Source organism: Nocardioides lijunqiniae (genome assembly GCF_015024225.1).
Lineage (GTDB): Bacteria > Actinomycetota > Actinomycetes > Propionibacteriales > Nocardioidaceae > Nocardioides > Nocardioides lijunqiniae.
Genome location: NZ_JACJGM010000027.1, coordinates 16,075 through 38,417, shown reverse-complemented (window position 1 = coordinate 38,417; position 22,343 = coordinate 16,075). Strand labels below are relative to the sequence as shown.

The window sequence follows — 22,343 nt, the reverse complement described above, 5'->3', positions numbered from 1 at the left end:
GTCACTCCGCCGTCACTCCCCCGTCACTGGGGCAGCTCGAACCACGCGACGGTGCCGCCGCCATCGGCCTCGTCGAGCCCGATGGCTCCGCCGTGGGCCTCGACGATCCGCCGGCAGGTCGCCAGCCCGATGCCGGAGCCGTCGACGCTGCTCGCGGCCCGTGCCAGCGGCAGGAAGACCCGCTCGCGGTCGCCGGCCGGGACGCCCGGCCCGTTGTCGGTGACCTCGATCCGCCAGCCGCCGGCGGTGGGACGAGCCCCGACCCGTACCACCGGCGGACGGCCGGCGACCCGGAACTTGGCGGCGTTGCCGACGAGGTTCTGCAGCAGGGCGCGGAGCTGGACCTCGTCGCCCGGGACGGTCGGGAGCGGCCCCGCCTCGAGCCGCACGTCGGCGAGAGCCGACTCGAGGTCGACGCGCACGTCACCCAGCAGGGCGCCGACGTCGACCGACGTGAGCTTGAGGGAGCCGCTCACGCGGGCGAAGTCGAGGACGTCGTCGATCAGCAGGGCCATGCGCTGCGAGCCCTGGAGCGCACGGTCGACCAGCCACCGGGCCTCCTGGGGGTCGGCGCCCTCGGTGAGGTGGTCGTGCACGAGCTCCAGCGACATGGTGACGCTGGTCAGCGGCGACTTCAGGTCGTGGCTGACCTGACCGGCGAACGACGCCAGCCGCTGGTTGGAGTCCTCGACCTGCGACAGGGTCTCGGCCAGGCGCTTGGTCGTGAGCGAGAGCTCCAGGACGTCGACGACCCGGTCGGCGAGGGTCGCGAGCGCGCCCACCTGCTGGGTGTCGAGCGCACGCGGCTCGGTGTCGAACACGCACAGGGTGCCGATGGCGATGCCCGCGGGCGTCACGAGCTTGTGCGAGGCGTAGAAGCGCACGTCGCCGATCGCGCCCGTGACGAACGGGTTGTCCTGGAAACGGGGGTCCAGCCGCGCGTCGGTGACAACGATCGGGGTGTCGGCGTCCAGCACCGCCGCGCACATGGAGTCCTCGCGCCGGCACACCGAGGCGTCGAAGCCGACCGCAGCCACCTGGTGCTGGTGGGCGTCGGTGATCAGGTTGATCGTGGCCATCGGGACGTCGCACACCAGCGCCGCGAGCTCGACCAGGGCGACCAGGTCGCGCCGGGGCGGCCGCTCGAGCAGGTCGTAGGCCGCGATGCCTGCCGCGCGTCGCTGGTCCTCGAGAGTGCTGGTCGTCATCCCAGGAGTCTCCCATCCTTTCGTGCGGGAACGGGCGGTCCTCAGAGGCCGGGGGCGCCCCAGACGGCCAGCCACCGGGAGAGGTCCTGCTCCATCGGGATCTCGGAGGCGAGGGTGTCGCGCACCTGGATCTCCAGCAGGTTGTCCCGCTGCTGCGGTCCGGTCGGGGCGAAGGCGTAGAACGACGACTGCTTGTAGAGGTAGACCAGACCGATCCGACGGCCGGCGGAGTCGGCGAACGGCACGAGGGAGCACAGCAGCGAGGGGCCGAACCCCTCCGCCTCCAACGTCGTGTTGACCGCGTGCAGGTCGGTGCAGAGCCCCCCGACGTCGTCGGGCTCGCGGTGCACGGTCAGCCAGGTGAAGCCGAAGCCGTCGCCGGAGACCTCGACCTCCGGCGCGTCGACCGCGCCGGTGATCAACGAGACGACGTCCTTCTGGGTGTCGGCGAAGCCGGCCCCGTCGGCCGCCCGGTAGCAGACCGAGCCGACCCCGGTGGGCGTGAGCCCGATGGTGGTCTGCAGCGTGATCGCGGCGCTGGGGATGAGGAACAGCGCGTCGAGGTCGGCCTGCTTGGGCCGGGAGCGGCCCGTGACCGCCTGCCAGAAGCCCATCAGACGGTCGGCCGGCCGAGCTCGGCCTGGATCTTGGCGAGCTGCTCGAGGCGCTGCTCGAGCGACGGGTGGGTCGAGGTGAGCGTGCGCAGCGAGACGCCGGCCGCGGCCGGGGCGATGCACAGCGCGCTCGCGGCGGCCATCTGGCGGAGGTCCTTCTGCGGTATCTGGTTGATCTCGCCGGTGATCTTCTGCAGGGCCGAGGCCAGGGCGGCGGGCTTCATCGTGAGGTAGGCGCCCGCGCGGTCGGCGGACAGCTCGCGGTAGCGCGAGAGGATGCGCAGCAGCACGAAGCTGACGGCGTAGACGACCAGGCTGACGACGAGCACGACCAGCCAGATGGGCAGGCCGTTGCTGTTGTTGTCGCGGCGGTTGCCGCCGAAGAACGCGCCGTACTGCGCGCCCTGGGTGAGCATCCCGGCAGCGATGCCGGCCGACGAGGCGACGGTCATCACGAGGACGTCGCGGTGGGCGACGTGGGACAGCTCGTGCGCCAGGACCCCCTCCAGCTCCTCGGCAGTGAGGGTCTGCAGGATGCCGGTCGTGACGCAGACGACCGCGCGGTCCGGGGACCGGCCGGTGGCGAAGGCGTTGGGCACGCGCGAGTCGGCGATGCCGACGCGGGGCTTGGGCATGTCGGCCAGCGCGCACAGCCGGTCGATCATGCCGTGCAGCTCCGGGGCCTCCTGCGGGCTGACCTCGCGGGCCCGCATCGCGCGCATCGCGACCTTGTCCGAGGAGTACCACTGGTAGATCGCGACGCCGATGCCGGCGAGCCCGACGAGCACCGCGAGTCCCATGCCTCCCTGACCGCCGAGGATCACCATGAGGCCCCCGATCAGGGCGACGAAGACCGCCCCGAGCAGGAACATCACGAGCGTCATGCGGGCGGTGAGTCCCGAGTCACCGACGAACCGTGTGCGAGCCATGGGGCCATTCTCCCCGGTCCACCCAAGAGCCACCTGAGCGACCCGTGCGAACGCTCAGCCGGGGATCAGACCGTCGCCCGCCAGCAGCTCGCGCACCTGCTCGATGGTCGCGTCGGGCGGCGGCAGGATCAGGTCGGACTCGTCGAGGGAGTCCAGCGGGTGGGCGACGCCGACGGTGCGCACGCCGTCGAGCAGCGCGCCGAGGGCGTCGCGGAACGACGCCTCGTCGCCCTTCTCCACGGCCGCCTCGAGCGTCGCGTCGAGGTCGTTGAGCTTGTCGATCGCGTGGTCGGCCACGTCGTACTGGCCCTCTCCGAGGATCCGGATGATCAGCGCGGTCATCGCGGCTGCTCCCCCTCCGGCTGCTCCGACCCGGCCTCGATCGCGTCGGGGGCCGGCGCGGACGACAGCCCCTTCATGCGTGCCAGCTCGGCCTCGACGTCGGACTGCGAGCTCATCGACTCCAGCTCGCGGCTGATGTCGTCGCCGGCGTTGAGGGACGAGGCGTCGTCGAGCGCGCCGGAGGCGATGAGCTCGTCGATCGCGCCCGCACGCGCCTGCATGTTGGCCGTCTTGTCCTCGGCGCGCTGGATCGCCATGCCGACGTCGCCCATCTCCTCGCCGATGCCGGACATGGCCTCGCCGATGCGGGTCTGCGCCTCCGCGGCCGTGTAGTTGGCCTTGATCGTCTCCTTGCGGGTGCGGAAGGACTCGACCTTGGCCTGCAGGCGCTGCTGGGCCAGCGTGAGCTTCTCCTCCTCGCCCTGGAGGTTGGCGTGCTGGACCTTGAGGTCGTTGATCTGGCCGGCCAGGGCGGACTTGCGGGTCAGCGCCTCGCGGGCGAGGTCCTCGCGGTCCATGCTCAGCGCCTTCTCGGCCTGCGACTGGAGCTTGCCGGCCTGCTGCTCGAGCTGGGCGACCTGGAGCTCGACGCGCTTGCGGCTCGTCGCCACGTCGGCGACGCCCCGGCGTACCTTCGAGAGGAGGTCGAGCTGGCGCTGGTAGCTGTAGTCAAGCGTCTCGCGCGGGTCCTCGGCGCGGTCGAGGGCCGTGTTGGCCTTCGACCGGAAGATCAGGCTGACGCGCTTCATGAGGCTCATTCGGACGATCCCTCTCAGATGGAGCGGACACAACGGCGTGGCCCCCTCACCCTACGGCGCGAGCGGTGAGGACCGCGAGGGCGTGCTGGTCGAGCGGCTGCGGTGATCGGCCCGCGGCGTGCGTCACCTGCGGTGCGTCTCTGCCGGTGGTCGAGCAGCGAGGAGCGCCAGCGACGAGCGCCCGTCGAGACCCCGTAGCCAAGCGCCGACCTTCGGTGGTTGAGGTGCGAGCGCAGCGAGCCTCGAAACCACCTGGTCTCTGCGTGGCTCGGGTGGCCCGCGCGATTAGGCACCCATGTCGGCAGTTCGAGCCTCGGGCCGGCCTCTCCACGCTTGGCCGGGCCGGGGTGGTGACCAACTGCCGACGCTGAGTGTCGGTGGACGCACCACCAGTCACACCAGCCCCACCAGGGGGGTGCCGCGCATTGCGCGGGCGGCGCGGCGAAGCCGTGTCCGCCCCGTGCGCCGTCAAGCCGGTCGAGAGAGGCTCCGGGTCAAGGACGGCCGCAGGCCGCCGCGAAGCGGGCGAAGCTCATTGACGCGGAGACGCGACCGGCTACGCGCGCGGCACCCCAGTCCGGCCCCGAGGCCACCTTCAGAGGTGCGGGGGTCTCGACGGCCGCTCGCTGGCGCTCGCTGCTCGACCACCGGTAAGTGGTTTCGAGGCTCGCTGCGCTCGCACCTCAACCACCGAAGGGCGGCGCGTGGCTCACCGGGTCCCGACGGCCGCTCGTCGCTGGCGCTCCTCGCTGCTCGACCACCGGCGGGGTGGTTTCGAGGCTCGCTGCGCTCGCACCTCAACCACCGTGGTGGCGGCGCTCGGGTCAGGGGGTCTCGGCGGGAGCGTGGCACCAGTAGTCTGGGGCCTGTCGTCCCGTCCTCGCGCTGAAGGCCATTCGTGTTCCGTCGTAGCAAGTCAGAGTCCACCGCCACCGAGCCGCTCGTCGTCAAGGAAGGCGGCAAGGGTCGACCGACCCCGACCCGCCGGGAGGCCGAGGCCGCGGCCAAGGCCCGGGCCAAGGTGCCGCGCACGCGCAAGGAGCTCGCGCAGGCGCAGCGCCAGGCGCGCATGGAGTCCAGCCAGCAGGTGCGCTCGGCGATGAAGACCGGCGACGAGCGCTACCTGATGCCGCGCGACAAGGGCCCGGTGCGGCGCTTCATCCGCGACTACGTCGACGCGCGGTTCTCCATCGTCGAGCTGATGATCCCGCTGCTGATCGTCACCATGGTCCTGGGCTACTCCGGCAACCCCGACCTGCGCAGCATGGGCAACACGCTGCTGCTCGGCACCCTGCTGCTGGTCATCGTCGACCTGCTCCTGCTGCGCCGGCGCGTGCGCAAGGAGATCGCGCGGCGCTTCCCGGGTGAGCCGCTCAAGGGCACGACGTACTACACCGTCACCCGCGCGATGCAGATGAAGTTCATGCGGATGCCCAAGTCCAAGGTCAAGATCGGCCAGGAGCTGCCCGAGCACTACTCGTGACGGACCAGGTCGCCGGGCTCCTCGCGGGTCTGGTGGCCGCCGGGCTGTTCGGGGTGGCCGCCGTCGCGCAGGCCTCCGCCGTACGCCGGGCGGACGAGCGCCCCACGCACCTCGTCGCATTCGTCACCCGCTCCGTGCGCGACCCGCTCACGATGCTCGTCGTGGCGGCCTACCTCGGCGGCTTCGTGCTGCACGCCGTCGCGATCTGGCTGGTGCCGCTCTACCTGGCGCAGGCGCTGATCTCCCTGTCGCTGCCGGTGACGGCGCTGGCGTCGCGACGGGTGAGCGAGCAGCTCCGTCCCGCCGACTGGCTGGGGGTCGCCGCCGTGACCGGCGGACTGGTGCTCACCGCGCTCGGCTCCGGGGAGCCGGGTGACGTGGTCACCACCTGGACCTTCGCGGTCCCCGTCGTCCTCGGCGTCGTGGCGCTGGTGGCCGTCGCGCTCGTGGGCCGGGACTGGCCCGGGCCCCTGCTCGGCACCCTCGCGGGCCTCGGGTACGCCGGGTCGGCGCTGGCGGTGCGCGGGGTGACGTGGCCGCTGGAGCCGGCGGTCGTGCTGGCGGGCCTGGCGGTGCCGGCGTTCGGGCTGGTGTCGTTCTGGCTGTACTCGCTGGGCATGCACTCCAGCGCCGTCACCGGGACCACCGCCCCCATGATCGTCGGCCAGACGCTGGTGCCGGCGGCGATCGGGGTGGTGCTCCTCGGTGACGGCGTCCGGGAGGGCTGGGCCCCCGGCGTGGCGGTCGGGCTCGTGCTCGCGACCGCCGGCGCCGTCGCGGTCAGCCGAAGTCGCGCTTAGCCGGCGACTGGGTCTTCTGCGGGTCGCGCTCGGCGACGTCGCCCACGACCTCGTCGATGGCGCTCAGCGTCGACGCGTCGAGCGTCACGCCCGCCGCCTTGACGTTCTCGGTCACCTGCTCGGGGCGGCTCGCGCCGATGATCGCGCTGGAGACGTTGGGGTTCTGCAGGACCCACGCCACCGCGAGCTGCGCCAGGCTCAGCCCGGCCTCGTCCGCGATCGGCTGCAGGCGCTGCACGCGCTCGAGCACGTCGTCCTTGAGCCAGCGCGAGATCATGTTCGACCCGCCCTTCTCGTCGGTGCCGCGCGAGCCCGGGGGCGGCTGCTCGCCCGGCTTGTACTTGCCGGTCAGCGCGCCTTGGGCGATCGGGGACCACACGACCTGACCCATCCCGAGCTCCTCGCAGGTGGGCACGACCTCGGCCTCGATCACGCGCCACAGCATGTTGTACTGCGGCTGGTTCGAGACGAGCGGCACGCGCAGCTCGCGCGCCAGCGCGTGGGCGGCCCGGATCTCCTCCGCGCGCCACTCCGAGACGCCGATGTAGAGCGCCTTGCCGGCGCGCACGACGTCGGCGAAGGCCTCCATCGTCTCCTCGAGCGGGGTCTCGTGGTCGTAGCGGTGGGCCTGGTAGAGGTCGACGTAGTCGGTGCCGAGCCGCGACAGCGAGCCGTCGATCGACTCCATGATGTGCTTGCGCGAGAGCCCGTGGTCGTTGTGGGCGCCGGGCCCGGTCGGCCAGTAGACCTTGGTGAAGATCTCCAGGCCCGCGCGCCGCTCGCCCGCGAGCGCCTTGCCGAGGACGGTCTCGGCGGCGGTGTTGGCGTAGACGTCGGCGGTGTCGAACGTGGTGATGCCCTCCTCCAGCGCCTGCCGCACGCACGCCAGCGCGGCGTCCTCCTCCACCTGCGACCCGTGGGTCAGCCAGTTGCCGTACGAGATGGCCGAGATCTTCAGGCCGCTTGCTCCGAGGTTACGAATCTCCATGACCTCGACACTAGGACGCCCACCCCAGCGGCTCCACCCTCCGCCTGTCAGGATGCTGCGGTGAGCAGCCCCACCGCCGACGTCTCCGTGCGCATCGCCTGGGCCGACGACGCCCCGGCCATCGCCGGCCTGCAGCTGCGCACGTGGCCGGAGCAGTACGCCGGGGTGCTGCCGCCCGAGGCGCTCCCCCAGGACGTCGAGGCGGCCGCGGCGGCGTGGGCCGACTCGCTGCGCAAGCCCCGCGACGCCCGCAACCGGGTGCTCGTCGCCCTCGAGCGCAACCGGGTCTGCGGCTTCGTCGTCGTCGGCCCGGCCGCCGACCCCGACTGCGACCCCGTCGCCGACGGCGAGATGCAGGAGCTCACCGTGGCGCCCGAGGAGCGGGGCAAGGGCCACGGCTCGCGGCTGCTCCAGGCGGCCGTCGACACCCTGCTGGCCGACCGGTTCAACCGCGCCGTGACCTGGACGATGTCCACCGACGACGCCACCCGGGTGTTCCTCAGCGAGGCCGGCTGGGCCCCCGACGGCGCCCACCGCACCCTCGACCTCGACGGCAGCGGCACGACCCAGGTCAAGCAGGTGCGTCTCCACACCGCGTTCTCGTGAGCGAGCCGCCCGAGGACGATCGCCGGCAGATCGTCCGCGACAGCCTCGGCGTCGGCGTCGCGACAGGCACGTACGGCGTGTCGTTCGGCGCCGTCGCGGTCGGCTCCGGGCTCGACGTGCTGCAGACGTGCGCGCTGTCGCTGCTGATGTTCACCGGCGCCTCGCAGTTCGCCCTGGTGGGTGTGCTGGCCTCCGGCGGCGCCCCGCTGTCGGGAGCGCTGACCGCCCTGCTGCTCGGCACCCGCAACACGCTCTACGGGCTGCGCCTGGCCCCCCTGCTGGGCTGGACCGGACGGCGGCGGCTCGCGGCCGCGCATGTCCTCATCGACGAGTCGACCGCGATGGCGGTGACCCGCACGACCCGGGAGGGCGCCCGCACCGGCTTCCTCACCACCGGGATCTCGATCTTCGTGCTCTGGAACCTGTTCACGCTCGTGGGCGCCCTCGCCGGCACGGCCATGGGCGACCCCCGCACCTACGGTCTCGACGCGGCCGTGGGGGCGGCGTTCCTGGCGCTGCTGTGGCCGCGCCTGCGCGAGCGGCGCAACCTCGTGGTCGGTCTGCTGGCGGCGCTCGTCGCGCTCGGGGCGGTGCCGATCACCTCGGCCGGCGTGCCGGTCCTGGTCGCGGGCGGCGTGGCGCTGCTGGCCGGCCTGCTCCTGCGACAGGGGGCGGACGCATGACCTGGCTCGCCATCCTGGTAGCCGGCGTGGGCTGCTACCTGCTGAAGCTCGCGGGGCTCTCGGTCCCGCCGAGCGTGCTGGAGCGGCCGCTGGTCGCCCGGGTGGCCGACTTGATCCCGGTGGCTCTGCTCGCGGGGCTGGTGGCGGTGCAGGTGTTCAGCACCGGCCCGGACCTGGCGCTCGACGCCCGGGCCGCGGCCCTGGCCGTGGCGGTCGTGCTCCTCCTGCTGCGTGCGCCGTTCCTCGTCGTGGTGTTCGGTGCCGCCCTCGTCGCCGCCCTGCTGCGGCTGCTGTGAGGGCGGCACCGACCACGCGTCAGACCGGCTGGACCGCGCCGAGGACCTGCTGGACCTCGTCGGGGGTCGTGGCCGCCTCGAGGCGGGCCACCTGCTCGGAGTCGAGGAAGACCTCCGCGATCTGCCCGAGCAGCTTGAGGTGGTCGTCGCCCTGGGCCGCGATGCCGATGACGAACTTGACCTCCTTGTTCTTCCACTGCACCCCGTCCGCGTAGCGCACGAACGAGATCGCGGTCCGCTTGATGGCGGGCTTGGCCTCGTTGGTGCCGTGCGGGATCGCGAGCAGGTTGCCCATGTACGTCGACACCGACTGCTCGCGGGCGTGCATCGCGTCGACGTACGACGGCTCGACGGCCCCCGCGGCCACCAGGAGCTCCCCGGCGCGGGTGATCGCCTCCTCGCGGCTGCCGGTGCCGCCGTCGAGCACGATGGACTCGGCGGACAGCAGGTCGCCCACGCCGGCCGACGCCTCCGCGGAGGAGGCTGCCCCGGTCGGCCCGGCACCGCCGTCGGCGGACTGATCGACCAGCTCGACGATCTCGTCGTAGCGCGGGCTGTTCATGAAGTTCTCGACCGACACGTGCACGGCCGAGCCCGTCCTCTGCCGGGCGCGATCGGTGAGGTCCTGGTGGGTGACCACCAGGTCGTAGGTGTCGGTGAGGTTGGAGATCGCCTTGTTGACGACCGTGACCTCGGGGTGGCCGGCCGCGTGGATCTTCTTGCGCAGCACCGACGCGCCCATGGCCGAGGAGCCCATGCCGGCGTCGCAGGCGAAGACGATCGAGCGGATCGCCCCCGGGCGGGCACCGTCGCCGGTGAGCATCCCGGCGACGGACGACCGCTTGCCCTTGCGGGCCTCCATGTCGGCCGTGGCGGCGCTCAGGTCGCCGTCGCCCTTGCGGTCGATCTTCAGCAGGAACGACGCGACGACGAACGAGACGGCCGCGGCCACGACGACCGACAGGGTGACCCCCAGCAGGCTTCCCGGGGGCGAGGCGGTCCAGACCGCGATGATCGAGCCCGGCGAGGCCGGGGAGCGCAGGCCGGAGTCGAAGGCGACGTTGACCGCGACGCCGGACATGCCGCCGGCGATGACGGCCAGCACCAGGATCGGCTTCATCAGGACGTAGGGGAAGTAGATCTCGTGGATGCCGCCGACGAACTGGATCAGGATCGCGCCGGGGGCCGAGGCCTTGGCCGCGCCCTTGCCGAAGACCGCGAACGCCAGCAGGAGACCGAGGCCCGGGCCGGGGTTGGCCTCCAGCAGGAACAGGATGGACTCGCCGGTGTCGCGGGCCTCGGTGGTGCCGAGCGGGGTCAGGATGCCCTGGTTGATGGCGTTGTTGAGGAAGAGGATCTTGGCCGGCTCGATGAAGATCGAGGTCAGCGGCAGGACGTTGTTGTCGACCAGCGTGTTGACGACGTTGGAGGCGAGCTTGCTGAACTCCTCGACGAACGGGCCGGCCAGGACGAAGCCGATGATCGCCAGGAAGCCCGCCCAGATGCCGGCCGAGAAGTTGTTGACCAGCATCTCGAAGCCGGGCCGGATCTTGTGCGCCCACAGGGCGTCGAGCCGCTTCATCGACCAGCCGGCGAGCGGTCCCATGACCATGGCGCCGAGGAACATCGGCACGGTCGCTCCCGCGATGGCGCCCATCGTGGCGATCGCGCCGACGACGCCGCCGCGGATGTTGTCGTCGTACATCATCCGGCCGCCGGTGTAGCCGATGAGCAGCGGCAACAGGTAGGTGATCATCGGCCCGACGATCCCGGTGCCGTCGGCCCCGGACCCCCAGGCCCCGAGGTCCTCGACGAAGCCGTAGCCGCCCTCGTAGCCGAACACGTCCTTGCCGATCAGCGTGATCCAGCCGGTCTCGATGAACAGGGCGGTGATCAGGCCCCACGCGATGAACGCGCCGATGTTGGGCAGGACCATGTTGGACAGGAACGTGCCGAAGCGCTGGACCTGGATCCGCATCCCGCCGGCGGCGGGTGCTGTGGTGGTGCTGGTGGTCATCGAGCTCTCCCTTGAGGCGACCGGGCGAGGTGAGCGGCGTGTGATGCCGATCACGATCTTTGAATGTCTTCATATCCCGGCGCCATTGGGCGCGTCAAGGGTTGAAACCCACATGATCAGAGACAAATCCACAGATGCGGTAGTAGTCTGGGCCGCTCGCCCGCCGCTCTACAGTGACGGAGGGCACACCCCGCACCCACACCAGCAGCTGGAGGACGAATGAAGGCCCTGAGGTTCTACGCCCCCGAGGACGTGCGCATCGAGGACGTCCCGGAGCCCACCTGCGGCCCCGACGAGGTCAAGCTGAAGGTGAAGAACTGCTCCACCTGCGGCACCGACGTCAAGATCTTCCACAACGGCCACCAGAACCTCACTCCCCCGCGCACCATCGGCCACGAGATCGCGGGCGAGGTCGTGGAGGTCGGCGCCGACGTCCAGGCGACGTACGGCGGCGACTGGAAGGTCGGCGACCGCGCGCAGGTCATCGCGGCCGTGCCGTGCGGCGAGTGCCACGAGTGCCGCAAGGGCTGGATGGCCGTGTGCCAGAACCAGACCTCGGTCGGCTACCAGTACGACGGCGGCTTCGCGGAGTACATGATCGTCCCGAAGCAGGTCCTCAAGGTCGACGGCCTCAACCGGATCCCCGACAACGTCGGCTACGACGAGGCCTCGGCGGCGGAGCCGTTCGCCTGCGCGATCAACGCCCAGGAGCTGATGGGCATCGAGGAGGGAGACACCGTCGTCGTCTTCGGCGCCGGGCCGATCGGGTGCATGCACATCCGGATCGCCCGCGGCGTCCACCGGGTCGGCAAGGTCTTCCTGATCGACGTCAACGCCGAGCGCCTGGCGATGTCGGCCGACGCCGTGCAGCCCGACAAGGTCATCAACGGCGCCGAGGTCGACGTCGTCGAGCGCGTCATGGAGCTCACGGGCGGCCGCGGCGCGGACGTCGTCATCACCGCGACCGCCGCCAACGTCACCCAGGAGCAGGCCGTCGCCATGGCCGCCCGCAACGGTCGGATCTCCTTCTTCGGCGGCCTGCCCAAGACCGACCCGACCATCACGCTCGACTCCAACGTCGTGCACTACCGCCAGCTGCACATCCACGGCGCCAACGGCTCCGCCCCCGAGCACAACAAGCGGGCGCTGGAGTACATCTCCAGCGGCCAGGTCCCGGTCAAGGACCTGATCACCGAGCACATCCCGCTCGAGCGGGTGCTCGACGCCTTCGACATCGTCAAGCGCGGCGCCGCGATCAAGGTGACCGTCGAGCCGTAGGCCGACGGGCTGACATGGAGGGCCCGTGCCGGTTCCGTCCGGCACGGGCCCTTGTCCACTGTGGCGCATCCGCGCGGCCCGCGCACCGGTGAGACTGGTGCACGTGTGTGCACTGCACAAAGTTGCAGAACCGGTGCCGGCGGGCCGGCCGCGGCGCCTCAGTCGAGGTCGAGGAAGTGCTCGAGCCCCACGGTCAGGCCGGGGTGGGCCGCGACCTGGCGCACGCCGGTGAGCACGCCCGGCGTGAACGACGCCCGGTCCATCGAGTCGTGGCGGATCGTGAGCGTCTCCCCCACGCCGCCGAGCAGCACCTCCTGGTGGGCGACCAGGCCGCGCAGGCGCAGGGCGTGGACGCGCACGCCGTCCACGTCGGCGCCGCGAGCGCCGTCCAGCGACGTGGAGGTGGCGTCGGGCGAGGGCGGGGTGCCGGCGTCGCGGCGCGCGGCCGCGACCAGCTCCGCCGTACGGCGTGCGGTCCCGGAGGGCGCGTCGGCCTTGTCGGGGTGGTGCAGCTCGGTGATCTCGACCGACTCGTAGAACGGCGCGGCGACGGCGGCGAAGCGCATCATCAGGATCGCGCCGATCGAGAAGTTGGGGGCGATCAGGATGCCGACGCCCGGGGCGTCCGCGAGCCGCTCGCGCAGGACCGCGAGCCGGCCGTCGTCGAAGCCGGTGGTGCCGACGACGGCATGCAGCCCGTGGTCGACGCAGAAGGCGAGGTTGTCCATGACCACGTCGGGGTGGGTGAAGTCGACGACGACCTCCGCACCCCCGTCGACGAGGGCGGCGATGTCGTCGCCCTGGTCGACCGCGGCGACCAGCTCGGTGTCGGCGGCGGCCTCGACGGCGGCGCACACCTCGGCCCCGACCTTGCCGCGCGCACCCAGCACACCCACCCTGATCGTCGTCGCCACGCGAGCAATCTAGCGCGACGCCAGGGCGTCCCCTGCGCGCAGGGGACGCCCGCGTCTGGCAGGCTGGAGCCATGGCTGCGAACACGATCCCCGCGCGGATCCGCTGGGCGGTGGAGTTCATGGACGTCCAGCCGGCCGACCACGTCCTCGAGATCGGGTGCGGACCGGGCGCTGCGGCGGAGCTGATCTGCGCGAAGCTCGAGACCGGCAAGCTCTTCGCCATCGACCGCTCGGAGTCCGGCGTCGACCGCACGAAGCGCCGCAACGCCGCTCACGTGGAGTCCGGCCGGCTCACGGTGCGTCAGATCGACCTCGCGACCCTGCGGGTGCCGGTGAAGCGGTTGACCAAGGTCTTCAGCTTCAACGTCAACCTGTTCTGGGTGCGCGACTGCGCCGACGAGGTGGCCCTGCTCCACGAGCGGGTCCTTCCCGGCGGTGCCGTCTACCTCTTCTACGAGACCACCGCCCCGCAGGACGTGCCGCGCGTGGTCGAGCGGGCCTCGGCCGCACTGGCGGGCGGCGGCTTCCGCGTCTCGGTCATCGACCAGAAGCAGCCGGCGGTCGTCGGGATCATCGGCCGGCGATAAGGCCTGAACCTTATGAGTCCTCGACATTAGGTTATCGCCTAATGTAAGGTGGTCATCAGGCAGGAGCCTGATCGAGGAGGTGACGCGATGCCCGCCGTGCTGACGGCTGACCAGCAGCACAGCCGCACCGGGCCCGACCGCGTCCCCGACGCTCTCGAGCGCCTCGCCGACGTACCGCAGCTGCGGGCCTTCGAGCGCACCGCGGGCGACGAGTTCCAGGGCGTGCTCGACGACCCGGCCGCCCTCGCCGCCGCGCTGGAGCTGCTGCTGCGCTCCGGGGAGTGGAACGTCGGCCTCGGCCTCGGCGAGGTCGACCTGCCCCTCCCCAGCTCCACCCGCGCCGGCTCGGGACCGGCCTTCCTGCACGCTCGCGACGCGGTCACCGCTGCCAAGTCCAGCCCGTGGCACCTGCGGGTCGTCGACGGCACCGGCGCCGGTCCGGCGAGGGCGCTCGAGACCACCCTGTGGCTGTGGGCGGCCGTGCTGGCCCGCCGCACGCCGCGCGGGTGGGAGGTCGCCGACCTCGTCGACGCGGGCGGCCTGTCCTACGAGGAGGCCGGGCGCCGTCTGGGCATCACCCAGTCGGCCGTGAGCCAGCGCGCGCAGGCGGCCGGCATCGTGGAGGGCCGCCGCGCCCGGGAGCTCGTCACCTACCTCGCCGGCCAGCTCATCGACCAGCTCCTCGACCAGCCCACCGACACCCCAGGAGACCGCCATGACGCCTGAGGAGACCGGTGCCCTCGTCCTCGCCCTCCTGGGGGCCGGCGTCGTGGCGGCGGCCTGGGGGTGGACGTCCGCGGGGCGGACGATCTGGCCGCCGGCCTCGCTGGCCGTGCTGGCCGCCGCGCTCGCGACCGCCGTACCCGCCCACGTGGAGGAGCAGACCCCGGTCGCGGTCGCGATGGCGCTCGCCGGGCTGCTCGCGGTCGCCGGCGGCGGCCCGGTGACGGCCTGGGTCTTTGCGTTCGTCGACCGGCACGACGCCCCGGGGCGCCAGGGCATGGCCCACGCCGCGGCCGTGCTGCGCGGAGGGGCCTGGATCGGCGGCCTGGAGCGCGCGGCGATCACCGCCAGCCTGCTCGCCGGCTGGCCCGAGGGGGTGGCGATCTCCCTGGCCCTCAAGGGCCTGGGCCGCTACCCCGAGCTGCGCAACCAGGACAACACCGGCACCGCCGAGCGCTTCATCATCGGCACCTTCACCAGCGTGCTGTGGGCGGCCGCGTGCGCCGGCGTCGTCCTGCTGGCGACGTAGGGCCGGTCCTTCTGCCGGAGGTTCTGGGCGAGAACTGTCGCTTCTGGGCCGGAATTCTGGCCCAGAACGTCAGGTTTTTCAGCATCTGCTGAAAAGCCTGCCCGCTACGCCGGCCCGACGACCGCGAGGATCTCCGGCTGCGAGAAGACGTGCGCGGCGACGGCCCGGACGTCGTCGAGGGTGACGGCGTCGATGCGGGCGAGGACCTCGTCGATGCCGAGCAGCTCGTCGTGGACGAGCTCGGCCTTGCCCAGGCGCGACATCCGCGAGCCCGAGTCCTCGAGGCCGAGGACCAGGCCGCCGCGCAGCTGGCCCTTGCCGATGGCGAGCTCCTGGGCGGTGATCCCGTCGGCGGCGACCTTGGCCAGCTCGGCGCGGACGACGGCCAGCACGTCGTCGAGCTTGGCCGGCAGGCAGCCGACCGAGACCCCGACCACGCCGGAGTCGGCGTGGTTGCTGGCGAAGGAGAACACCGAGTAGGCCAGGCCGCGCTGCTCGCGGACCTCCTGGAAGAGCCGGCTGGACGTGCCGCCGCCGAGGGCGGTGTTGAGCACCCCGAGCGCGAAGCGGCGCTCGTCGCTGCGCGCCAGGCCCTGCATGCCGAGCACGAGGTTGACCTGCTCGAAGGGCCGGGTCGCGGTGACCGTGCCCGGCTGCACGCGCGTCGTACGGCGCGAGGTGCGCGGCGGTGTGGGGGTGGCGTCGCCGCTCAGGAAGTCGTTGCGGGCGAAGGAGCGGCGCACCTGCCGCACGACGGCAGCGTGGTCGAGGTTGCCCGCGACCGCGACGACCATGTTCTGGGCGCGGTAGTGGCGCCGGTAGAAGCGCACGATCTGGGTGCGGGTCAGGGCCTCGATGGACTCGACCGAGCCCGCGATCGGCCGACCCAGCGGGGAGCCGCTCCCCCACGCCTGCTCCGCGAAGAGGTTGTGGACGACGTCGTCGGGGTCGTCGTCGTGCATCGCGATCTCATCGAGGATGACGTCGCGCTCGGCCTCGACGTCCTCGTCGGTGATCCGCGAGCTGGTGATCATGTCGCCGAGCACGTCGACGGCCAGCGGCAGGTCCTCGTCCAGGACCCGCGCGTGGAAGCAGGTGTACTCCTTGGCGGTGAAGGCGTTGAACTCGCCGCCCACCGCGTCCAGCGCGATCGAGATGTCGAGCGCGGTGCGCTCGGGCGTGCCCTTGAAGAGCAGGTGCTCGAGGAAGTGCGAGGCACCGTGGAGCTGGCCGGTCTCGTCGCGCGAACCGATGCCGACCCAGACGCCGATGCTGGCCGAGCGGGCGCCGGCGAGCTGCTCGGTGACGACCCGGAGGCCGCCGGGCAGGACGGTACGGCGCACGCGCGAGGTCACCTGTCCCTCGGCGTCGCGGACCGTCTGCAGGGTGCGGGTCGAGCCGACCGGCTGAGCGCCGGCGGTCCGGCCCGCACCCCGAGAAGGCGTCGACCCCCCCGAGAGGCTCGGGCGGGTCGACTGTGGAGCGTCGGTCACTCGGAGTCCGAGACCCCGGCGTCCGCGGTCGGCTCGGACGCGGCGTCGTCGCCGGCCTCCTCGACCACGGGGATCAGCGACAGCTTGCCGCGGTCGTCGACCTCGGCGATCTCGACCTGGACCTTCTGGCCCACGGACAGGACGTCCTCGACGGCCTCGACGCGCTTGCCGCCGGCCAGGCCACGCAGCTTGCTGATGTGCAGCAGGCCGTCCTTGCCGGGCATCAGCGAGACGAACGCACCGAAGTTGGTCGTCTTGACGACCGTGCCGAGGTAGCGCTCGCCGACCTCGGGCAGGGTCGGGTTGGCGATCGCGTTGACGGCCTGGCGGGCGGCCTCGGCGGCCTCGCCGTTGGTCGCACCGATGTAGATCGTGCCGTCGTCCTCGATGGACAGCGACGCACCGGTGTCGTCCTGGATCTGGTTGATGATCTTGCCCTTCGGGCCGATGACCTCACCGATCTTGTCGACGGGGATGCGCACCGTGATGATGCGCGGCGCGTGCAGCGACATCTCCTCGGGGACGCTGATCTCCTCGTCCATGACGGCCAGGATCGCCGTGCGGGCGTCCTTGGCCTGCGTCAGCGCGGCGGCCAGGACCTCGGCGGGGATCCCGTCGAGCTTGGTGTCGAGCTGGAGCGCGGTGACGAACTCCGGGGTGCCGGCGACCTTGAAGTCCATGTCGCCCATGGCGTCCTCGGCACCGAGGATGTCGGTCAGCGCGACGTACTCGGTCTTGCCGTCGACCTCACCGGAGATGAGGCCCATCGCGATGCCGGCGACGGGGGCCCGGAGCGGGACACCGGCCTGCAGCAGCGACAGGGTGGAGGCGCAGACCGAGCCCATCGAGGTGGAGCCGTTGGAGCCCATGGCCTCGGAGAGCTGGCGGATCGCGTAGGGGAACTCCTCGCGCGTCGGCAGGACGGGCAGCAGCGCGCGGCGCGCGAGCGCACCGTGGCCGACCTCGCGGCGCTTGGGCGAGCCCACGCGGCCGGTCTCGCCGGTGGAGAACGGCGGGAAGATGTACTTGTGCATGTAGCGGCGCGACTTCTCCGGGGAGAGCGTGTCCAGCTTCTGCTCCAGGGTCAGCATGTTGAGCGTGGTGACACCCAGGATCTGGGTCTCGCCGCGCTCGAACAGCGCCGAGCCGTGGACGCGCGGGATGACGCCGACCTCGGCGTGCAGCGGGCGGATGTCGGCCAGGCCGCGTCCGTCCATGCGGACCTTGTCGCGCAGCACGCGGGTGCGCATGAGGGACTTCGTGACGGACTTGAACGCCGCCCCGACCTCCTTCTCGCGACCCTCGAACTGCGAGCCGAGCTGGTCGAGCAGCGACGCCTTGACGGTGTCGAGCGCGGCCTCGCGCTCGAGCTTGTCGGCGATGACCAGCGCGGCGGAGGCGCCCTCGGAGGCCGCGGCCTCGACGGCGTCGTAGACGTCGTCCTCGTAGTCGAGGAAGACCGGGAAGTCCTGCACCGGCTTGGCGGCCTCCTTGGCCAGCTCGGCCTGGGCGTCGCACAGCTGCTTGATGAAGGGCTTCGCGGCGTCGAGGCCACCGGCCACGACCTCCTCGGTCGGCGCCTGGACACCGCCCTGGACCAGGGTCCAGGTCTGCTCGGTGGCCTCGGCCTCGACCATCATGATCGCGACGTCGCCGGTGTCGGTGACGCGGCCGGCGACGACCATGTCGAAGACGGCGTTCTCGAGCTGGCTGTGGCTCGGGAAGGCGACCCACTGGCCCTCGATGAGGGCGACGCGGACGCCGCCGACGGGGCCGGAGAACGGCAGGCCGGAGAGCTGGGTGGAGAGCGACGCGGCGTTGATGGCCAGCACGTCGTAGGGGGCGTCGGGGTTGAGCGCCATGACGGTGATGACGACCTGGACCTCGTTGCGCAGACCCTTCTTGAAGGTCGGGCGCAGCGGGCGGTCGATGAGGCGGCAGGTGAGGATCGCGTCCTCGCCCGGACGACCCTCGCTGCGGAAGAACGAGCCGGGGATCTGGCCCGCGGCGTACATCCGCTCCTCGACGTCGATCGTCAGGGGGAAGAAGTCGAAGTGGTCCTTGGGGTGCTTGCCGGCCGTGGTGGCCGAGAGCAGCATGGTGTCGTCGTCGAGGTAGGCGGTCACCGAACCGGCGGCCTGGCGGGCGAGGAGCCCGGTCTCGAACTTGACGGTGCGGGTGCCGAACTTGCCGTTGTCGAGAACGGTCTCGACGGCGGAGATGACGGGTTCTGTCACGTTGATCTTCCTGTTCGCGGCGCGATCCGCGACGTGCGCACGGTGCCCCGGCATCTGCCGGGAGCGGTGGCCGATCTTCGATCGAGACCCGCAGCAGGCCGGCGTACCGGGCTCCTGAAGATCACTACCGAGGACCGGGCCTGCATGGCGCGGATCGCTCCTGTGATGGGTGTTCAGTTGTGATGAGCCTGCAATGCAACGTTGGGACCCACCAGGTGGTGAGTCCCAACGTGTGAGTCAGCGGCGCAGGCCGAGGCGCTCGACGATCGAGCGGTAGCGCTCGATCTCCGTCTTGCGCAGGTAGTTGAGCAGCCGCCGGCGCTGGCCGACGAGCAGCAGCAGGCCACGACGGCTGTGGTGGTCGTGCTTGTGCGTCTTGAGGTGCTCGGTGAGGTGGGCGATGCGGTGGCTGAGCAGCGCGATCTGCACCTCCGGCGAACCAGTGTCGCCCTCGGTCGTGCCGTACTCGGCGATGATCTTCTTCTTCGTCGCTGCATCGGTTCCGATGGACATGCGGCTCCTTCTGGTTCACTCGTTGCGCGGCGCGCCGGGGCCTGTTCACCCGGGCACTCTCGTTCCGCGGCCGTTTCACGGCAGGGGTGTCGCCCTAGGGCAACCGAGGAAGCGTATCGCGCAGGCCGAGCAGGCCCAAAAACGCACGCGCGGTCAGTCCTCCTGGAGCGACACGACGTCGAGCCAGTCCGCGGCTCGCGCGTCGGACAGCGCGCCCCCGACGTCGTCCGGCGAGGGCAGCTTCCCGTCGCCCTCCTGGAGGCGGGCGATCAGCCGCACGTCGTCGCGGTAGACGATGACCACGTCCGGCTCACCCTCTCGGCTGCCGGTGGCGTAGCCGTCGCTCTCGGTGCAGGAGTACAGGGTGTCGATCTCGTCGCAGGGCGCGCCCTGGGCCCAGCCCACCTCCAGGTCGAGGTAGGCGTCGTCGAACCCCAGGCGGCCGTCCAGCGACTCGTCCAGGTAGAGCAGGCGGTAGCCGGAGACCTGGGGGCCGCCGCCCTCGAGCTCGTCGTCGACGGTGCCCTCGTACCTGGGCTGCATCCCGTCGAGCTCCGGGAGGTACGGCGTCAGCCCGGTGGCCTCGAGCACCCGCCCCTGGGCGATGTCGTCGCGGGCGTCCCCCAGCAGCCCGGAGAGGGGCCACGACCCGATCAGCACCGCCACCAGCCCGAAGATCCCGACCGTGCCGGCGAACCGCTCGTCATCGCCGGTGCCTCGCTGGACCACCGCGACCGCCAGCGCCGCGACGGCCGCCGCCGGGACCCCCGCCAGGAGCGTCAGCTCGACGTCGCCGCTCGGCAGGCCGACCCAGCTCATCACCGTCACGACCAGCACCGCGGCGACGCCGAAGGCGCCACCGGCCGCCAGGGAGGTCCCGAGCGCCTGCGGCACGCCGACGACGCGCAGCACCATGCCGACGGCGACCGCGAGGAGCACCGCGGCGAGCAGCCAGAGCAGGAGGTCCCGCTTCGAGGTGGCCCCCAGCGCCCCGTGCAGGGGCAGCACCAGCACCAGGCCGCACAGGAAGGCGCCCAGCATCCGACGGGACACCGGGTCGGCCGCCGGCTGCAGGGTCTCGCCGTCTGAGGACATGCCACCAGCGTTCCGCCCGACGGGCGGATGAAACCTGCGGCGCCCCGGCGGCGGCTCGCGATCGCCCCGGGGCCGGTGCAGGATCCGTGGCACGATGCCGACGTGGGCCTCCTGAGCGCGTCACCCGTCCCGTCCGACTACTCCGGGACGCGCCTCGCGGCCTGCAACCTGTGCGAGGCGATCTGCGGCCTCGAGCTGACGATCGAGCGCGGTGCCGTGACCGCCGTGCGCGGCAACGACGCCGACCCGCTCTCCCGTGGCCACGTCTGCCCCAAGGGCGTGTCCCTGGCCGACGTCTACACCGACCCCGACCGGCTGCGCCGCCCCGTGCGGCGCGTGGGCGAGGAGTGGGTCGAGCTGGGGTGGGACGAGGCCCTCGACCTGGTGGCCGACCGGCTCGCCGCGACGATCACCGAGCACGGTCGCGATGCCGTGGGCGTCTACCTCGGCAACCCCAGCGCCCACTCGCTCGGCTCGTCCACGCACGGCACCGCGTTCGTGCGGTCGCTGCGCACGCGCAACCGCTTCAGCGCCTCGTCGGTCGACCAGGTCCCCCACCAGCTGGTGTCGTGGCAGCTCTACGGCCACCAGCTGCTGGTGCCGGTGCCCGACCTCGACCGCACGTCGTACTTCCTGGTCGTGGGCGCCAACCCGATGGCCTCCAACGGCTCGCTGATGACGGTGCCCGACTTCCCGCAGCGGCTGCGCGACCTCAAGGCGCGCGGCGGGCGCATGGTCGTGCTCGACCCGCGGCGCACCGAGACCGCCAAGGTCGCCAGCGAGCACCACTTCGTGCGCCCGGGCAGCGACGCCGCGGTGCTGCTGGCGATGGTGCACGTGCTGCTCGACGAGGGACTCACCAGCCCGGCGGCCTACGTCGACGGCGTCGACCGGCTGGAGGCCGCGGTCGCCGACTTCACCCCCGAGCGCGCCGAGGCGGCCAGCGGCGTGCCGGCCGAGGTCGTCCGCCGGCTCGCGCGCGAGCTGGCCGCCGCCGAGGGCGCCGCCGCCTACGGCCGGGTGGGCGTCTCCACCCACGGCTTCGGGTCGGTCTGCCAGTGGGCCATCCAGTGCCTCAACATCCTCACCGGCAACCTCGACCGCGAGGGCGGCGTGCTCTTCCCCGAGCCGGCCGTCGACATCGTCGGGCGGCGCATCATCGGACCCGGCCACTTCGACGCGTGGCGCAGCCGCGTGCGCGACAGCCCGGAGTTCGGCGGCGAGCTGCCGGTGTCGGTGCTGCGCGAGGAGATCGAGACGCCCGGCGAGGGACAGGTGCGGGCGATGGTGACGATGGCCGGCAACCCGGTCCTGTCCACGCCCGACGGCAAGAGCCTGGCGCGGGCCCTCGAGGGGCTGGACTTCATGGTGTCGGTCGACTTCTACGTCAACGAGACGACGCGCCACGCCGACGTCATCCTGCCGCCCACCTCGGCGCTGGAGCGCGACCAGTACGACCTGGTCTTCCACAACTTCGCGGTGCGCAACACCGCCCGCTACACGCCGGCGGTCTTCGCCAAGGCCCGCGACCAGCGCCACGACTGGCAGATCTTCGCCGGTCTCGCCACGCGGCTGGGCCGCCGGCTCGGCGTGCGGATGCCCTGGCGCGCCCGCGCGGTGGCCAGGGCCCGGCTCGCCGCGTCGCCCGCGGTCGTGCTCACCGGGCTGCTCGCGACCGGCCGCCGGGTGTCGATGCGACGACTGCGCGCCACGCCTGAGGGCGTCGACCTCGGCCCGCTGCGCCCCACGCTGCCCGGGCGGCTGCAGACCGCCGACCACCGCATCGACCTCGCGCCACCGCTGTTGGTGGGCGACCTCGAGCGGCTGCGGGCCGCGCTGGCGGCGACCGTCGTACCTGACGGGGAGCTGCTGCTCATCGGCCGGCGGCACCAGCGAGACAACAACTCCTGGATGCACAACACCCCGCGACTGACGCGGGGACGCCCGCGCCACCACCTGCTGATGCACCCCGACGACCTCGCCGCCCGGGGCATCACCGACGGCGGCCGCGTCACCGTGACGTCGCGGGTCGGCGCCGTCGAGGTCGAGGTGAGCGGGTCCGACGACCTGATGCCGGGGGTGGTCTCGCTCCCCCACGGCTACGGCCACCAGGTCCCCGGCACCCGCCTGCGCCACGCCAGCGGGGTCGAGGGCGTCTCGATCAACGACCTCACCGACCCCGCGCTGCTCGACCTCTCCGGCAACGCCGCGCTCACCGGCGTCCCGGTGAGCGTGGCGCCCGCCTGAGCC

Annotated in this window: 22 protein-coding genes; 10 read left to right on the top strand and 12 right to left on the bottom strand. The window is 72.1% G+C overall.

What is annotated here, in order from left to right:
- Positions 1-23: 23 nt before the first annotated feature.
- The 5 genes from IRQ30_RS15985 to IRQ30_RS15965 are packed head-to-tail and all read right to left on the bottom strand — an operon-like array spanning position 24 to position 3,851.
- Positions 24-1,208 (bottom strand): sensor histidine kinase, encoded by a 1,185-nt coding sequence (locus IRQ30_RS15985; RefSeq protein ID WP_193613993.1) that lies wholly within the window; start codon positions 1,206-1,208, stop codon positions 24-26.
- Between the two features lie 41 nt (positions 1,209-1,249).
- Complete coding sequence (pspAB, locus tag IRQ30_RS15980) at positions 1,250-1,822, bottom strand: PspA-associated protein PspAB (RefSeq protein ID WP_193609353.1); 573 nt, start codon at positions 1,820-1,822, stop codon at positions 1,250-1,252.
- A complete protein-coding gene (htpX, locus tag IRQ30_RS15975; RefSeq protein WP_193613992.1) occupies positions 1,822-2,751 on the bottom strand; it encodes a zinc metalloprotease HtpX in 930 nt (309 codons plus the stop codon). The genes pspAB and htpX overlap by 1 nt, the downstream gene beginning before the upstream one ends.
- Before the next feature lie 54 nt (positions 2,752-2,805).
- The gene (gene pspAA / locus IRQ30_RS15970) at positions 2,806-3,093 is read right to left on the bottom strand and encodes a PspA-associated protein PspAA (protein WP_338089745.1); all 288 of its coding nucleotides are present in this window, start codon (positions 3,091-3,093) and stop codon (positions 2,806-2,808) included.
- Positions 3,090-3,851 carry a PspA/IM30 family protein gene (locus tag IRQ30_RS15965; protein WP_193613991.1) on the bottom strand — a complete coding sequence of 254 codons (762 nt, stop codon included), beginning with the start codon at positions 3,849-3,851 and terminating at the stop codon, positions 3,090-3,092. The genes pspAA and IRQ30_RS15965 overlap by 4 nt, the downstream gene beginning before the upstream one ends.
- An 898-nt stretch (positions 3,852-4,749) precedes the next feature.
- On the opposite strand from IRQ30_RS15965, the gene IRQ30_RS15960 reads away from it, so the two are divergent.
- Both IRQ30_RS15960 and IRQ30_RS15955 read left to right on the top strand, forming a co-directional pair.
- Complete coding sequence (locus IRQ30_RS15960) at positions 4,750-5,334, top strand: DUF3043 domain-containing protein (RefSeq protein ID WP_193613990.1); 585 nt, start codon at positions 4,750-4,752, stop codon at positions 5,332-5,334.
- Complete coding sequence (locus IRQ30_RS15955; protein ID WP_193613989.1) at positions 5,331-6,134, top strand: hypothetical protein; 804 nt, start codon at positions 5,331-5,333, stop codon at positions 6,132-6,134. The genes IRQ30_RS15960 and IRQ30_RS15955 overlap by 4 nt, the downstream gene beginning before the upstream one ends.
- On the opposite strand, the gene IRQ30_RS15950 is transcribed toward IRQ30_RS15955, so the two are convergent.
- Positions 6,115-7,122 (bottom strand): aldo/keto reductase family protein, encoded by a 1,008-nt coding sequence (locus IRQ30_RS15950; protein ID WP_193613988.1) that lies wholly within the window; start codon positions 7,120-7,122, stop codon positions 6,115-6,117. The two genes, IRQ30_RS15955 and IRQ30_RS15950, sit on opposite strands and share 20 nt — an antisense overlap.
- A gap of 60 nt (positions 7,123-7,182) precedes the next feature.
- Here IRQ30_RS15950 and IRQ30_RS15945 point away from each other — a divergent pair, with 60 nt between their 5' ends.
- Genes IRQ30_RS15945 through IRQ30_RS15935 form a run of 3 tightly spaced genes read left to right on the top strand, consistent with a single transcriptional unit; the run spans position 7,183 to position 8,707 of the window.
- Positions 7,183-7,728 (top strand): GNAT family N-acetyltransferase, encoded by a 546-nt coding sequence (locus tag IRQ30_RS15945; RefSeq protein ID WP_193609359.1) that lies wholly within the window; start codon positions 7,183-7,185, stop codon positions 7,726-7,728.
- Positions 7,725-8,411, top strand: a complete 687-nt coding sequence (locus IRQ30_RS15940) for an AzlC family ABC transporter permease (RefSeq protein WP_193613987.1) — start codon at positions 7,725-7,727, stop codon at positions 8,409-8,411. Before IRQ30_RS15945 ends, IRQ30_RS15940 begins: the two co-directional genes overlap by 4 nt.
- Positions 8,408-8,707 (top strand): AzlD domain-containing protein, encoded by a 300-nt coding sequence (locus IRQ30_RS15935; RefSeq protein ID WP_193609361.1) that lies wholly within the window; start codon positions 8,408-8,410, stop codon positions 8,705-8,707. The genes IRQ30_RS15940 and IRQ30_RS15935 overlap by 4 nt, the downstream gene beginning before the upstream one ends.
- 19 nt (positions 8,708-8,726) lie before the next feature.
- On the opposite strand, the gene IRQ30_RS15930 is transcribed toward IRQ30_RS15935, so the two are convergent.
- A complete protein-coding gene (locus IRQ30_RS15930; protein ID WP_193613986.1) occupies positions 8,727-10,724 on the bottom strand; it encodes a PTS mannitol transporter subunit IICBA in 1,998 nt (665 codons plus the stop codon).
- Positions 10,725-10,943: 219 nt separating this feature from the next.
- On the opposite strand from IRQ30_RS15930, the gene IRQ30_RS15925 reads away from it, so the two are divergent.
- A complete protein-coding gene (locus IRQ30_RS15925) occupies positions 10,944-12,002 on the top strand; it encodes a zinc-dependent dehydrogenase (protein ID WP_193613985.1) in 1,059 nt (352 codons plus the stop codon).
- A gap of 158 nt (positions 12,003-12,160) precedes the next feature.
- Here IRQ30_RS15925 and dapB read toward each other — a convergent pair whose 3' ends face one another.
- Positions 12,161-12,916, bottom strand: a complete 756-nt coding sequence (gene dapB, locus IRQ30_RS15920; protein ID WP_338089744.1) for a 4-hydroxy-tetrahydrodipicolinate reductase — start codon at positions 12,914-12,916, stop codon at positions 12,161-12,163.
- Between the two features lie 71 nt (positions 12,917-12,987).
- On the opposite strand from dapB, the gene IRQ30_RS15915 reads away from it, so the two are divergent.
- The 3 genes from IRQ30_RS15915 to IRQ30_RS15905 all read left to right on the top strand — a co-directional run bounded on the left by IRQ30_RS15915 (position 12,988) and on the right by IRQ30_RS15905 (position 14,755).
- Positions 12,988-13,503, top strand: coding sequence for a class I SAM-dependent methyltransferase (locus IRQ30_RS15915; protein ID WP_193609364.1), 516 nt, complete (start codon positions 12,988-12,990; stop codon positions 13,501-13,503).
- Between the two features lie 87 nt (positions 13,504-13,590).
- The gene (locus IRQ30_RS15910; protein WP_193613984.1) at positions 13,591-14,229 is read left to right on the top strand and encodes a transposase; all 639 of its coding nucleotides are present in this window, start codon (positions 13,591-13,593) and stop codon (positions 14,227-14,229) included.
- Positions 14,219-14,755 carry a hypothetical protein gene (locus IRQ30_RS15905; RefSeq protein WP_193609366.1) on the top strand — a complete coding sequence of 179 codons (537 nt, stop codon included), beginning with the start codon at positions 14,219-14,221 and terminating at the stop codon, positions 14,753-14,755. The genes IRQ30_RS15910 and IRQ30_RS15905 overlap by 11 nt, the downstream gene beginning before the upstream one ends.
- 104 nt (positions 14,756-14,859) lie before the next feature.
- On the opposite strand, the gene IRQ30_RS15900 is transcribed toward IRQ30_RS15905, so the two are convergent.
- From IRQ30_RS15900 to IRQ30_RS15885, 4 genes are all read right to left on the bottom strand, one after another.
- Positions 14,860-16,098 carry a M16 family metallopeptidase gene (locus IRQ30_RS15900; protein ID WP_338089743.1) on the bottom strand — a complete coding sequence of 413 codons (1,239 nt, stop codon included), beginning with the start codon at positions 16,096-16,098 and terminating at the stop codon, positions 14,860-14,862.
- Positions 16,099-16,244: 146 nt separating this feature from the next.
- Complete coding sequence (locus tag IRQ30_RS15895; protein WP_338087922.1) at positions 16,245-18,485, bottom strand: polyribonucleotide nucleotidyltransferase; 2,241 nt, start codon at positions 18,483-18,485, stop codon at positions 16,245-16,247.
- Between the two features lie 237 nt (positions 18,486-18,722).
- On the bottom strand, positions 18,723-18,998 hold the full coding sequence (rpsO, locus tag IRQ30_RS15890; RefSeq protein WP_134738691.1) for a 30S ribosomal protein S15: 276 nt from the start codon (positions 18,996-18,998) through the stop codon (positions 18,723-18,725).
- Positions 18,999-19,151: 153 nt separating this feature from the next.
- Positions 19,152-20,093: a hypothetical protein gene (locus IRQ30_RS15885; RefSeq protein ID WP_193613982.1), complete on the bottom strand. Its 942-nt coding sequence runs from the start codon at positions 20,091-20,093 to the stop codon at positions 19,152-19,154.
- Positions 20,094-20,195: 102 nt separating this feature from the next.
- On the opposite strand from IRQ30_RS15885, the gene IRQ30_RS15880 reads away from it, so the two are divergent.
- Positions 20,196-22,340, top strand: a complete 2,145-nt coding sequence (locus tag IRQ30_RS15880) for a molybdopterin-dependent oxidoreductase (protein ID WP_338089742.1) — start codon at positions 20,196-20,198, stop codon at positions 22,338-22,340.
- The last annotated feature ends 3 nt before the right edge of the window (positions 22,341-22,343 follow it).